Annotated in this window: 15 protein-coding genes and 2 riboswitches; of the genes, 7 read left to right on the forward strand and 8 right to left on the reverse strand. The window is 37.8% G+C overall.

The window, feature by feature from the left end; all coding sequences use genetic code 11:
* Positions 1–39: 39 nt before the first annotated feature.
* Positions 40–333: an RNA polymerase alpha subunit C-terminal domain-containing protein gene (locus AC3II9_RS05475; protein ID WP_489153799.1), complete on the reverse strand. Its 294-nt coding sequence runs from the start codon at positions 331–333 to the stop codon at positions 40–42.
* Between the two features lie 263 nt (positions 334–596).
* Between AC3II9_RS05475 and AC3II9_RS05480 the strand changes: the two genes are divergently transcribed.
* On the forward strand, positions 597–1,901 hold the full coding sequence (locus AC3II9_RS05480) for a M48 family metallopeptidase (protein ID WP_489153801.1): 1,305 nt from the start codon (positions 597–599) through the stop codon (positions 1,899–1,901).
* 59 nt (positions 1,902–1,960) lie between these two features.
* Here AC3II9_RS05480 and AC3II9_RS05485 read toward each other — a convergent pair whose 3' ends face one another.
* From AC3II9_RS05485 to AC3II9_RS05505, 5 genes are all read right to left on the reverse strand, one after another.
* A complete protein-coding gene (locus tag AC3II9_RS05485; protein ID WP_489153803.1) occupies positions 1,961–2,953 on the reverse strand; it encodes an ABC transporter substrate-binding protein in 993 nt (330 codons plus the stop codon).
* 16 nt (positions 2,954–2,969) lie between these two features.
* Positions 2,970–3,734 carry an ABC transporter permease gene (locus tag AC3II9_RS05490; protein ID WP_489153805.1) on the reverse strand — a complete coding sequence of 255 codons (765 nt, stop codon included), beginning with the start codon at positions 3,732–3,734 and terminating at the stop codon, positions 2,970–2,972.
* Positions 3,721–4,452, reverse strand: a complete 732-nt coding sequence (locus AC3II9_RS05495) for an ABC transporter ATP-binding protein (RefSeq protein WP_489153806.1) — start codon at positions 4,450–4,452, stop codon at positions 3,721–3,723. The genes AC3II9_RS05490 and AC3II9_RS05495 overlap by 14 nt, the downstream gene beginning before the upstream one ends.
* A gap of 93 nt (positions 4,453–4,545) precedes the next feature.
* Complete coding sequence (tenA, locus tag AC3II9_RS05500) at positions 4,546–5,220, reverse strand: thiaminase II (protein WP_391372491.1); 675 nt, start codon at positions 5,218–5,220, stop codon at positions 4,546–4,548.
* Positions 5,221–5,374: 154 nt separating this feature from the next.
* Positions 5,375–5,465, reverse strand: a riboswitch (TPP riboswitch).
* Between the two features lie 61 nt (positions 5,466–5,526).
* Positions 5,527–5,634: riboswitch (TPP riboswitch) on the reverse strand.
* Positions 5,635–5,797: 163 nt separating this feature from the next.
* Positions 5,798–6,139, reverse strand: coding sequence for a hypothetical protein (locus AC3II9_RS05505; protein ID WP_489153808.1), 342 nt, complete (start codon positions 6,137–6,139; stop codon positions 5,798–5,800).
* Between the two features lie 276 nt (positions 6,140–6,415).
* On the opposite strand from AC3II9_RS05505, the gene AC3II9_RS05510 reads away from it, so the two are divergent.
* Genes AC3II9_RS05510 through AC3II9_RS05525 form a run of 4 tightly spaced genes read left to right on the forward strand, consistent with a single transcriptional unit; the run spans position 6,416 to position 9,057 of the window.
* A complete protein-coding gene (locus AC3II9_RS05510) occupies positions 6,416–6,868 on the forward strand; it encodes a LytTR family DNA-binding domain-containing protein (protein ID WP_489153810.1) in 453 nt (150 codons plus the stop codon).
* Positions 6,865–7,299, forward strand: a complete 435-nt coding sequence (locus tag AC3II9_RS05515) for a DUF3021 domain-containing protein (RefSeq protein WP_489153812.1) — start codon at positions 6,865–6,867, stop codon at positions 7,297–7,299. The genes AC3II9_RS05510 and AC3II9_RS05515 overlap by 4 nt, the downstream gene beginning before the upstream one ends.
* Positions 7,280–8,188, forward strand: coding sequence for an ABC transporter ATP-binding protein (locus tag AC3II9_RS05520; RefSeq protein WP_489153814.1), 909 nt, complete (start codon positions 7,280–7,282; stop codon positions 8,186–8,188). The genes AC3II9_RS05515 and AC3II9_RS05520 overlap by 20 nt, the downstream gene beginning before the upstream one ends.
* The gene (locus AC3II9_RS05525) at positions 8,185–9,057 is read left to right on the forward strand and encodes an ABC transporter permease (RefSeq protein ID WP_489153815.1); all 873 of its coding nucleotides are present in this window, start codon (positions 8,185–8,187) and stop codon (positions 9,055–9,057) included. The genes AC3II9_RS05520 and AC3II9_RS05525 overlap by 4 nt, the downstream gene beginning before the upstream one ends.
* A gap of 117 nt (positions 9,058–9,174) precedes the next feature.
* On the opposite strand, the gene AC3II9_RS05530 is transcribed toward AC3II9_RS05525, so the two are convergent.
* Positions 9,175–9,639 carry a hypothetical protein gene (locus AC3II9_RS05530; protein ID WP_489153817.1) on the reverse strand — a complete coding sequence of 155 codons (465 nt, stop codon included), beginning with the start codon at positions 9,637–9,639 and terminating at the stop codon, positions 9,175–9,177.
* Between the two features lie 111 nt (positions 9,640–9,750).
* Positions 9,751–11,043, reverse strand: coding sequence for a protoglobin domain-containing protein (locus AC3II9_RS05535; protein WP_489153819.1), 1,293 nt, complete (start codon positions 11,041–11,043; stop codon positions 9,751–9,753).
* Between the two features lie 163 nt (positions 11,044–11,206).
* Here AC3II9_RS05535 and AC3II9_RS05540 point away from each other — a divergent pair, with 163 nt between their 5' ends.
* On the forward strand, positions 11,207–12,106 hold the full coding sequence (locus tag AC3II9_RS05540) for a MerR family transcriptional regulator (RefSeq protein ID WP_489153821.1): 900 nt from the start codon (positions 11,207–11,209) through the stop codon (positions 12,104–12,106).
* Positions 12,103–13,107, forward strand: coding sequence for an EAL domain-containing protein (locus AC3II9_RS05545; protein WP_489153823.1), 1,005 nt, complete (start codon positions 12,103–12,105; stop codon positions 13,105–13,107). The genes AC3II9_RS05540 and AC3II9_RS05545 overlap by 4 nt, the downstream gene beginning before the upstream one ends.
* The last annotated feature ends 168 nt before the right edge of the window (positions 13,108–13,275 follow it).

A 13,275-nucleotide genomic window follows, 5' to 3' on the forward strand; every position in this document is an offset into this window, starting at 1 on the left:
AAAATAACATAATTAGCATTGGTGCAAAATGAAAGCTGCTTACTCTTTGAATGTTAAATTATTCTCCTGTAAAGCAGCTTTCAGTTTAGGTAACGAAGACGGCCCTATGCCATGAAGTTGTAAAATCTCTTTTTCACTATACTGTGATAGCTCTTGCAAAGACGTAATCCCATTCGATTGCAATGCTCGTCTTGCTGGTGCCGCAAGTAACGAAAGAAAGCCTGTGTTAGGTTTTCGCTCCTTTTCACAAGTCGGACAGGTTGGACAATCTGAGCTTTTATAATACACATGTCCCTTATTACATATTCTTTTACTTTTTTCTGAAGTGACCATTTTAACAACCTTCCTTCCATTCAAATACATCCTATCCATTTTCCTAGAACTTTTTATCTGCTATTATACTATGCCATAATTTTTAACATCGAGCATCAATATTTCATACTTAGCTTTTTTTTATACTAGGCCATTCACCATTAATTTAGAAATGTATCATCAAAAACTATTACGGATGACCTATCATTCTTTTTTCTTATTCCTTTTTTTACTTGATATATGTATATTAGTAACATTGTTAAATTTACGATTGGAGAGAAGCAATGACATTTTCAGAGAAAGATTTAGTAACTAGTAAGGAAAAGATTTATTTTGCCATTTTATGTATCGTTAGCGCACTTGTCTATATTATGGCAGCAATATCTATCGTTGGGATTATTATTATTTTGTTCCTTTTAGTTTTCTACTGGTTCATACATAATCTAGCGATTGTTAATATTCGAAAGAATGGTGTCAAAATAAACGAGCAACAGTTTCCTCATTTTTATGAGCAAGCAAAAGATATCGCCCACCGCATGAATCTTACACAAATACCAGATATTTACATCATGCAATCAGGGGGTATTTTAAATGCCTTTGCAACAAAATTCGGCTTAAAAAACATGGTTGTATTATATGCAGATGTTTTTTCATTAATAGATGAACAAGGTCAAGAAGAAGTACACTTTATCTTAGCACATGAATTTGCGCATATAAAACGCAAACATGTAGGGCTAGGTTGGCTGTTAATGCCAGGCTTACTCGTGCCCTTTTTAAGCAATGCTTATTCACGTGCCTGTGAATTTACGTGCGACCGCTATGGTGCCTATTACAGTCAATCATATGAAGCAGCAAAAAATGCACTAGTAATGCTTGCGATTGGACCTCAATTATATAACCAGGTAGATCAAACAGCATTTATGAAGCAAATCGAAACAGAATCAGGTATGTTTAGCTGGATGGATGAAATATTGTCCACACATCCCAATTTGCCAAAACGTGTCCATGCGATTAGTGGCTTCTTCCATGCTGATCAGACACCTGTGATAAAACCCTCTTATAAAGGGGCTATCCTAGGGATCGTTTGCTTAATTGTGCTCACTATTTTATTCTTCATTGGCATTTGGTGGTTTGTTAAAACGGTTGCTCTATTAGAAGATGAGCTACTATTAGATGATACTAGTATGGGCGAAGATTATTCCTATACATATGACACAGCAAGTATGAATGATTTAATGCTTGCGGTTGTAGACTCAGATTTCAATGCTGTCCAACAATATGCAAAAGATGAACAGGTACTGAACGAAGTAAATGATGAAGGGTATACAGCACTTCATCTTGCCATCATGGAAAGTAATTACGAAATTGCTTCTTATCTATTGAAGGAAGGGACAGACCCAAATACAATAGATATTTATGGATTCACACCATTAATTGAAGCTGCTTCGTACGGAGATTTGGAAATGGTAGAGCTGCTGTTAACACACGGGGCAGATAAAACAATGAAAGATTCTAGCGGCTATGACGCCTATCAATATGCGATGGATTACGGCTATTTCGATATCGCACAATACATTGAAAACTACTAAAAAACGGTAGACAAAGCATTAGCCTTGTCTACCCTTTTTATATTTCTACGAACAAATCCTTATAAATTCACAAATGCTTCTGATGCATCCAGCTTTACCTTAATCACACCCGATTCATATAGCCAATTCGCTGTTTTATCCCATGCCTCTTGCTCCTGATAGCCAAACTTCACGCCCTCATCTTCCATTAATGGGAAGAGGATGTTTAAGCTTTCTTTTTCAACATCCATATCTAATGGGAAGCTCTCATTTTCATGGTTAAAGAGTACCTCTAGCCCTGCAGCCGGATCATTCTTCACATCCTCATGCCCTTTTGTCACAGCTTGCCAAAATTTCGTAATTTGCTCTTTTTTCTGTTCGACTGTTTCCTCACCTGCTACAACTACTAACTCATAGCTATTTGGAACACCGTAGTCATCTAATTTTAGGAAATCGATGTTGTAACCTTCTTTTTTAAGTAACACCATTTCATGATTAATATAAGCCCCGACAACAGCATCTACTTGATCTGTCGCTAATGATGGCATTAAGTCCCAACCAACATCCGTCATTTTTACTTGCTGCACATCACCACCATCATGTGTAACCATTGAAGCAACAATCGCTTCACTCACGGTTGTGGATGGATAGCCTACTCTTTTCCCTTCTAAATCCTTCGGTGATTGAATCCCACTTTCTTCTTTATACATAATCGCATCTAGTGAATGTCTGACTAGTGTTGCGACTGAGACAACAGGGATATCTTCAGCACGTGATACTAATAGTTGTGATTGATAGCTAATTGCTAAATCTACTTTCCCTGTAGCCGCTAGCTTTAAAGGATCATTTGTATCAGCTGGCATTTTAATTTCTACATCTAGACCTGCATCTTCAAAATAACCTTTTTCTTTCGCCACATAAATCGCGGAATGCACGGCATTTGGATACCAATCTAGCATAATGCTAATCTTTTCTAAATCCTTCGTTCCTTGTTCACTGTCCTTATCAGAACAGCCTGCCATAATCATGGCAAAACTGGCTAGCAATAATGTCCATATATAAAGTTTCTTCATATTTAAAATGCTCCTTCTACTTGTTTTTCCATCGTAATACTCGTTTTTCAATCATAGCAACAATCGCAAATAGCACGATTCCTAATACAGTTAAAATGGCGATGGCTGCAAATACACCTTCTGCATTTAAATTACCTGACATTCGTCTACTATAATAGCCAAGCCCTTCACTCGCTCCGAGCCACTCTCCAATGGTTGCACCGACTAAAGCATAAACAATCGCTAACTTCAATGCTGAAAAGAATGACGGTAGCGCCATTGGAATTTGTAGTTTACAAAAAATATGCCAACGAGTGGCGCCCATCGACCGGAATAAGTCTACATACTCCCGATCTGTCGCCTTCAAGCCATCATAAGTGCCCACTACGATAGGGAAAAATGAAATTAAAATCGTAACGGCAACCTTACTCCAAATCTCATACCCAAACCACAGAATAAAGATGGGCGATAATGCAATGATCGGAATCATTTGCGAGATGAGAACAGCTGGATAAAGCATTTTTTCGATCGTTTTAGAATAAAACATACTGACCGCTAGTAAAACACCGCCCACTACTGCAATGACAAACCCGATTGTAAACTCTAATAATGTCACAGGCAAATGCTCTAAAAAAAGCGGGCGCCAATTTTCAATAATCAGCATCAATACACCCGTTGGCGCTGGAATAATAAACGCCGGAACCATGTCAGAACGTACCGCCCACTCAACAGCTAGTAAAAATGTGCCGCTAAACACAAGAAATAAATAATACGTTTTAAACCAATTTTTAATGGTGTTCATGAGCAATCTTTCTCTCTACGTTTTTTCTTAAAGTTACAAATTCCATCTCATGTAGCATGTCCGGTTGACGTGGGCGTTTTAACGGGACAGCAATCTCTTCAAGTGTTTTGTCTGCATGTAGTAATAAAATGCGGTCGCTTAAATAGCAGGCCTCATCTAAATCATGTGTAATAAATAATATGGTTTTATTAAGCTCCTGCCAAATCGACAGTAACCAAGCTTGCATATCCTTTTTCGTAAAAGCATCCAGCGCACCAAAAGGTTCATCCAGTAACAGTACGTCCTCCCCTACTAATAGCGCTCGTAAAAAGGATACCCTTTGCCTCATGCCACCCGATAATTGCTGTGGCAATGCATTTTCATATGCTAATAGGCCCGCACGCTCCAGCCACTGCCTTGCCTCTTCCTTCGTATAGCGTTGGTCTTTTTTTACTTCTGATGGCAGCATCATATTGTCCAAAACTGTTCGCCACGGCAGCAATAAATCACGCTGTGGCATATAGCCCACATCGCCTAGCTTGATGGGACGTCCGTTTATAGTAATTTCCCCGTCATCCGGCTGCAAAAGACTCGTAATTAATTTCAAAATAGTGCTCTTTCCCGTACCACTCTTTCCTATTAATGAAACAAACTCACCGGATTTAATTTCTACATCCAGATTAGAAATCACGGTCTGTTTATCATAGGAATAAGATACATTTTTCAATACGAGTGTCATATTCGTTCTACCAACTCCACAACATCAATTCTGTCTCGGCGTCATTGCGTCCGCCCAAGTCTTTCGCTTGTATTTAACACGTGCTAAAAGAAATTAGATAGGCCAATCACGTTTGAAATAGTTCATATCCCAAAATAAATATTCATACTTCGATGTAATTTGAAAATGCTTTTCAAGTACAGCTAGCTCTCGTTCTGGCTTTCCATCCGCAAGCTCATCCATTAAATCAATTAACCATTTCGCTCCTTGTGCAAACTCCTCGGAGTCATATGTCTCAATCCATTTCGCATAACGGTTAGATGCTAATTGATCCCCGTATTGCTTTCTTAATAATTTCCCAATTTCCCAATAATCCCATGCACAAGGCAGAAGGCTCGCTACAACCTCTGCCAAACTACCATTTTGAGCAACATTTAACATATAGTTCGTATAAGCTAAGTTGTCTGGTGTTGGCTTAGTCTGCTCAAGCTCTTCTCGTGTAATACCAAATTCAGCCGCAAATTGACGGTGTAGCTCCATTTCAAAATGAAGTGTATCATGCAATACTTTTGAAAATTTGTTCATCATGTCTAAATTATGTGCTTTCGTCACACCTACTGCAAATAGCTTCGCATAATCGATTAAATACACATAATCCTGCTTCATATACTGAATGAATTTTTCCTCCGCTAATGTTCCTTGTCCTAGCTCCTGTACAAATGGGTGCTGATGATTCTTCTCCCAAATGGGTTGCACATTTTCATAAAGCCTATTTGTAAATTTCGTCATTTCAATTCCTCCTAAACTTAATACTATTAGAAAGACACATCTCGCTCAAAATAGGGAGAGGTGATGTCGCATCTTTACGGATATTCATGAAATACTTTGCTGTCCACTAAAAAAACCGCTTCCCCATATGGAAAGCGGCTATAAAAAGCATAGAGCTCTTTATTACCTACTTTCCTACGCTAGCATGAACTAGATCAGGTGCAAAGGGTACAATCTCAGCCAATACGGCGCCCCTAGTAGTGTCACTCTTATAAAATTAAAAAACCCCACTCACAAAGCGATGAGTGGGGAGAATAAGTCCTTCTTATCCTACGACAACCACTTTCCTACGCTAGCGTGAACTAGTACAGGTTCAAAGGGTTTAGAACAATTGTTCAATCTCAGCCTTCAAATAAGACTCCCCTAGTGTGTTCTAATTACTATTTATAACAATAACATGAATTCACTAAAAGGCAAGCTAAGATTTTTTTATACTAATTTAACGCCCTGCATCAAAATATGTACTTCACTGTGTATTCAACAGCTTTGCTTCAGTCAATCGCTACAAAACTTAAGCTTCAATACAATACCGCTCCATTTAAGTATGTTGTATAGTCGCCATTACTTGTTTCCCTACTACCATAAATACTGCATAAATAGCCAGCGCCGTTAAAACAGCTTGCCCTGGTTTCCAAAAGCTTGATAAATAAAATACAAGCCCTGTAAATAGCACCATGCCTACTGCACCAAAAATAGCATTTTGCTGTACAATATGAAACGTTTCCGCTGTCATACTTTTCATCTGCAAACGCATATTGAGCAGTGTTAAAATGGGTAAAAGCGTAATGACCCCCGATAAAAAATGTAAATTGGAGCGACTAAGCCATGAAGCAAGCAACATTACTGCGCCTCCAATAATAAATTGAACAACATAAAACACGTCATGTTCCCTCTATTCTATTAAAAATACAATCACTATAGCGCAATAAGTGAATCGTTTCAATAGGAAAAATCGTATTTAATAGCCTTGTACATGCAAATATCTTCACAGCACTTCTAGCATGCTTTTAACGCTTTTTTTCACTTTAACATTTATTCCCTCGACCAGTCACTATACAATAAATACCTCATACAGTCCTTTTTCAACCACTTACGTTTTGGTTGCGAAAAGAGCGTTTATCACCTGCTACACTAGAGTCAGAAAGGAGCTTTTCAAATGAAAGTCCAACTAACCGTTCATGAGCAATATAAAGAAATAGAGGTACATGTGTTTACAGATGTTTATACAAATGAAGTCGAGCAGCTTATGAAAACATTAAAGTCCCCAAAAACCTCTATGATCGACGGCTATAATGCCACAGAAATTCGCATGTTGAAATTAGAGGATATTTTCACGATTTATGTGGAAGATGGAAAAGTGTATTTTCAAACAGCAGAAGAGGAATTTGAATCAAAGCGCAAACTATATGAGCTTGAAGCATTGTTTGAAGCGAGCTTTGTCAAAGTCAATAAATCCACACTCGTGAATTTATCGAAAATTGTATCCATTCAAATGGGCATTGTCTCTACCCCGCAACTCGTACTAGACAACGAAACAACGATACATATTAGTCGGAAATATTTTAAGCTACTAAAGGAAAAATTAATGATGGGGAGAGAAAACGGATGACATACTTAAGAAGCTGTTTATTAGGTGTATTAATCTCATTAAGTACATCTTATATTATTGTAACGCTAAGTATCTTTACTGAGAATCGTGTTATTTCTGGTGACGAGCTACTGCATCAGTTACTCATTGCGATCGTCATGGGCATTGTCATCGGTCTTGCTACTACGATTTATGTAGTTGACAAACTCCCTTTTACGATCGCGACGATTATACATTTTACGATCGTTACATTCGTCGTCATGTCGGCAGGGATCGTTGGTCAATGGTTTGACTTCAATGAACCAAGCTCCATCATCAAAGTATTTATAAATGAAGTCATTGCCTACCTCATTATTTGGGTCGTTATTTATATTTTAATGAAACAAGAAGTAGCACAATTAAATCAATTAATTCAAGAAAGAAGGCGAGAAGATGAACAGCATAGAAGTTAATAATTTGCACAAAAAATACGGCAACCACGAAGCTGTGAAAGGCATATCATTTTCTGTCAAAAAAGGCGCATTGTTTGCGTTTTTAGGTACAAATGGCGCAGGCAAATCAACGACAATCGAGATCCTGTGCACGCTTACTCAAAAAACGGCTGGTGAAGTAACCATCGCAGGACACCCCTTAAAAAATCGGGATGCGATTCGAAAAGAAATTGGGGTTGTATTCCAACAAAGTATTTTAGATAGTCAACTATCCGTGTATGAAAATATTATGCACCGAGGGAACATGTACAAATTAACAAAAACAACCTTACAAGAAAATTATGCTTTCGTATCGCACTATTTACAATTAGCAGATATCGAACATAAAAAATATGGCTGTTTATCCGGTGGTCAAAAACGCCGCGCAGATATTGCCCGTGCCCTCATCCATAAACCAAGTATTTTGTTTCTGGACGAGCCTACAACTGGACTTGATCCCCAAACACGCATTTTCGTTTGGGAAGCGATTAAAAAGCTACAACAAGAAACCGATATGACGATTTTTTTAACAACTCATTATATGGAGGAAGCAGCGGTAGCAGATGATATTGTCATTATTAAACAAGGAGCAATTGTCGCACAAGGGACACCGCATGCGTTAAAAGATCAGTATGCATTCGACCAAATGACATTGCTATTTAAAGATCCAACGACAGGGGAACAGTATTTGCAAAACCAAAACCTCACGTTCCAAGAGAAAAATGGCGTGTATTATGTACGTGTTCGTTCCACAATAGATGCACTGCATATTTTAAAGGAACTAGAAGAAAATTTAGCGTCATTTGAAGTAATCAAAGGTTCTATGGACGATGTATTTATGTGTATTAATGAAGAAGGAGTTGCCATATGAGTACTATATTTAGTCTAATCAACCGCCACAATAAAGTATATCGCCGCGATAAAACGCTTGTTTTATTTTCTTTTTTATCCGTATTAATTGTGATTACTTTATATGCCGTGTTTCTACAAAAACTACAAGTGGATGCGATTGAACAAATTGTTCCTGCTTCTTCTGAGATTAAAACGCTTGTCAATGAATGGATGATTGCTGGACTACTATCGATTGTAACCGTTACAACAACACTCGCAGCATTCGGCATCTACATTCACGATTTAGAAACAAAGGGATTGGCTGATTTCTTGACCGCTCCTACTTCTCGTGCAACACTGCAATTCAGCTATGTTGCAAATGCTTGGATCATCGGGTTTATTTTATCTGTCGTAGCATTTATTTTATGTGAACTGTTTATTGTTTCAACAGGCGGTCATCTCGTGGATGCTGTAACATTTATTGAAATCATTGGCATTATCGCATTATCCGTGTCCCTTAGTAGCATGTTTAACTTATTTTTCACATTACTCGTTTCTACACAAACCGCTTTTTCAACACTGAACACGATTATCGGAACAGCAATCGGCTTCTTATGCGGCGTATATGTACCGATGGGCTCATTACCAAATGCGGTACAAAACGTCATCATGTTTTTTCCGATTAGCCATTCGACCGTATTATTCCGAGAAAAATTAATGGTCCATTCGTTAGACAACGTATTTTCAGGTACTCCGGAAGTACTGGCACAATATAAAAAGAATTTCGGTGTGGTCTATGAATGGAACAATACCCTTTTATCAACAAATGTTAGCTATATCGTGATCATCGGTTCGACGATTGCACTAGCAACAATCTCCCTTCTGATTTTTAAACTAAAAAACAAATAAGCAGAGGGGGTGTGTAGAAAGTAAAAACTTTCAGAACACCCCCTTCAATCCTTCATCATGATCCATTAAGAACTATTACTCCTGCGGTGGTCGCAAGTTCTGTCTCAAAATGTCTTTTCAGACGGTCACTTCTCTCCTATTTTTCAAACGAATCGGCACTAACCGAGCTAGCAAAATGCCTAGCACTACGCCATATGCAATGTGCGCTACTAGCCATAAGCCAAAGGATGACACCGACAAAAGGGGCGGTGTACGATCTGATAATGCAGTCGTTGGATAAAGTGCTATCGCAATGACTATATTCACAATAACTGTAAATGAAATGAGTTGTTTACTTGTAAAGGACTTTTTCCAAGCAATCCATACGATGACATACGTTAAAATCACAGCGATTATAAGATGAAACGTAAACTCCACCCACTCTGAAAATGTGTACTCTTTTAAAATGGGAATATAGTCCACATTCATCAATAATGTATAGATTTTATAGCCTGTCACATATTGCATCCATTTCATTAACAATCCTAAAAATATACCTGCGATAATACTGTAAATAAGCGTATGGAAGATGAAGCGTGACATTTAACCCCCTCCAAAATATAAGTACATCTGTCATAATTTTTGTAGGCATGATTCATATGAAAAGTTCATACCCATTCAACTCGTCTATAAAGCTATGAAAATACATTATATCTACAAATTACGTGCAGTGTTATATAGATTTTCGGCAGTCGTGGACACTTGATGAATTTCATGATCGATTATTTCTACGCCATTTATGAGCTGTTTAAGCTCTGCTGCTATGAGTTGAATCGCCTTTTCATTATGCTCGACTTCTTGTAAAATGTGGTCAAACTCGGCCTGTGCATCATAAGATACCGTTTGACTTTCTGCGGTAGCCGTTTTTACTTCCTTTAAAGAAGAGCTGACATGCAGTGATAAACGGGAGGTTGTGTTAACAAGCTCTGCTATATGGGCGACCGATTGCTTCGATTGTTCTGCTAGTTTACGGACTTCCTGTGCCACAACTGCAAAACCTTTGCCGTATTCACCTGCTCTTGCGGCCTCAATCGATGCATTGAGGGCAAGTAAATTCGTTTGATCTGCAATGGACTGAACAATCGCCAACACATCGTAAATCTTTTGAGAAGACGTTGCTAGTTCATTTGCTACAGCAGTCATATCATCCATTTTCGTAACCATTTGTGCAATTTGCTGTTCTAGTTGTTTCATATAACTACTTCCTTGCACGGCACGAGCAGAAACATTTTTCACAGTTTCCACATTGTTTGTAATATTTTGATTCAGTGTAGCGGTTGAACACTGTATGTTGTCCATTTGATTCGTTGTTTCATCGGTTAGCCGCGCTAAATCTTCACTAATCGATGAAATGCTGCCCTTTAACTCCTCTTTCACAACTGTATATTGCGCATCAATTAAACGACGGTTTTCACGCTCATATTCTTCTAATACAATTTGCATCTCAAAATTGATCCACTTCGACACAACCGTTACAATTTGCAAGGCTTCCACCTGAACAGTAGGCTCCTCGACTAAAATGCGAACCATAATTTCTTGCATCTGTTGAAACGTTCCCATATACCATTTCGGATCTAATCCCATTTTAAAATGGATGCGTGCTAAATGGCGTTTTCGTTCTATGACTTCTTCATTTAATCGACCATCAAACATTGAAATCGTATGTTCACCAATAACCGCTTTTAGCTTTGACACACTACTGCGCGATTCAATGAGTTGCTTTAACTCCGGTACTTCCAGGATTTTATCATAAAATACATTTGTAATTTCATTCACATGTTGTTTGATTGTTGACTGAAATGACATGAGTGTTTTGAAATCTTCATCTGTTAAATTAATTAAATTCAATTGCTTTTGAATTGCACCTAATTCTTTTTTATCAATTACAGGCTGAAAATGATCCAAATTGTTTACTGGTTGTTGTTTCTTCATAAAGAGACCAAACATGCCATCATCTTCCTTCATTTAGAGTATAATTTCATTATAAATTGAAAAAATACATTGTCAAATATTTTAAACCCAAACTTAGACAAATATAAGACAAAAGATTGAATATATTTAACAGTTCCTGTATTATGAGTATAAAAACTTGGAAATGGAGGCAAACACTTTGTCTAACTTCAATGAAAAAATGTTATCCATCCAACAAGTATCATTAATCACTGGTTTATCAAAGCCGGCCATCCGGAAATGGGAAGACCGCTACCATACTGTAACACCCCAAAGATTACCTAACGGTCGTCGTATTTATACAGAAAAAGATGTTAAAATACTACTCACTGTTCGTAACCTTGTAGATAAAGGGCTCACAATTCAACAAGCAACTATACAAGCCCATCAGGAAAACACACCATTACCTACACTTGAATCATGCGAACCAATGATTCATAATGAATATTGTATACGTTTACTTGAATATGGCTCAACTTGTGATGTCATTTCGATTAAACGGATTTTGCAAGAGGCACACCATAAACTAGGGATAGAACGTTTTTTAGATGAAGTCGTCGTTCCTGTTATGTTCGAAATCGGTGTCAGATGGGAAAAAGAAAGGTGGAATCCTTTTCAAGAGAGCGTTTCTTCCACCGTTATTCGAGATTATTTAGTCGGTCTCCGGAATGACATGCATATGCCAGATGATGCTCCGTTGTTGATTGGTGCTTGCTTGCCTGGGGAATCCCATGATTTACCATTATGTATTTTGTTGCTCAAGGCGCAAATGCATGGATATCGTGTTTATTTAATTTCAAGCTCACCTGCACCAGGAGCCATTGAACAGCTAATTATTTATTTTAAGCCAAAAGTGGTATTACTTTCGGCTATGAGTGAGTTACCATTTACAACCTATCCGGATGTACTACCAGCACTTGATGTATTTGCAGCAGATTACCCTGAAGTTCATATGTTTATTGGTGGAAGTGGCACAAAAGAGTATTTAAAAACACACACTTTACATACAATTCGTTATATTAATGATTTACAAGATATATTAAACGAGGTGGAAATATGACATGTAAAAACTGTATTGTCGGCTCTGTCCAATTCCAAGTGAAATTAACCGGGGAGAAAAACGAAGCAATCATTCCCCTACTAACTGAGCATTTAATGCGCTTAAGTTATGATGTCGTAGAAAAAGATAACTATCTTGTCGTATGTGAAGAAGCGATGCATGAACTTACTGATTTTTGTGAAGATTTCGGGGATATATCAAATATTACTTTTACTGTTGATGAAGATTGGTTACCATTATCTGAAGTGCATCATGTATTCAGCGCTTCATGGGTAGATGCAATTATTAAACAAAATCGAATCATCTGTTATTCGCAACCAATCATTCAAGAAGACAAAACGATTTTTGGACATGAAGTGTTAGCACGCTTCATAGCAGAAAACGGGGACATCCTATCACCTTATCCTGTTTTCCAAGCAGCTAAATTGCGTGGGCGCCTATATGCACTTGACCGCGCATGCCGCTTAACAGCTGTTCGTTATGGAAAATTTTTATCAGGGAAAATCTTTATTAATTTTATCCCTACATCCATTTATGCACCTGAATTTTGTTTGCGTTCCACGGAACAAGTCGCTCGCCAATTAAACATCGAACCAAAACGATTCATTTTTGAAGTCGTAGAGACAGAACAAGTAGACGATTTGCCGCATTTAAAACGGATTTTAGCTTATTATCGTGAAAAAGGGTTTGAATACGCGCTAGACGATGTGGGCGAAGGCTTTAGTACAGCGGACTTACTAGCAGATTTGCAACCACACTATATGAAACTAGATCGTAAATTCGTAGACGGTGTAGCGAACGATCCTTATTTACAATCCGTCGCTCAATTCTTTTTAGAAAAAGCAAACGAAATTGGTGCAACCCCTCTAGCTGAAGGCATCGAAACAAGAGAAGACTATTTATATTTAAAAGGGCTTGGCTATCAATTATTTCAAGGCTACTTATTTAGTAAACCAAGTGCAGTACCGATTACAGAAATTGATTGGCAAGCTATTTCATAAGGAATATTCACCTAATAACAATTGAATGCCCATCCTCCTGATAACTTTCATGAGGGTGGACATTTTATATATCGTACTTCTAACGAATAAAGCCAACTCTAGCCTTTCTCTATCATCCACAGGCACCTCATTTTCCTACTCCTAAAAAATATAAAAATTCCTTTTTAA

It is taken from the genome of Lysinibacillus sp. RU7 (assembly GCF_057837305.1).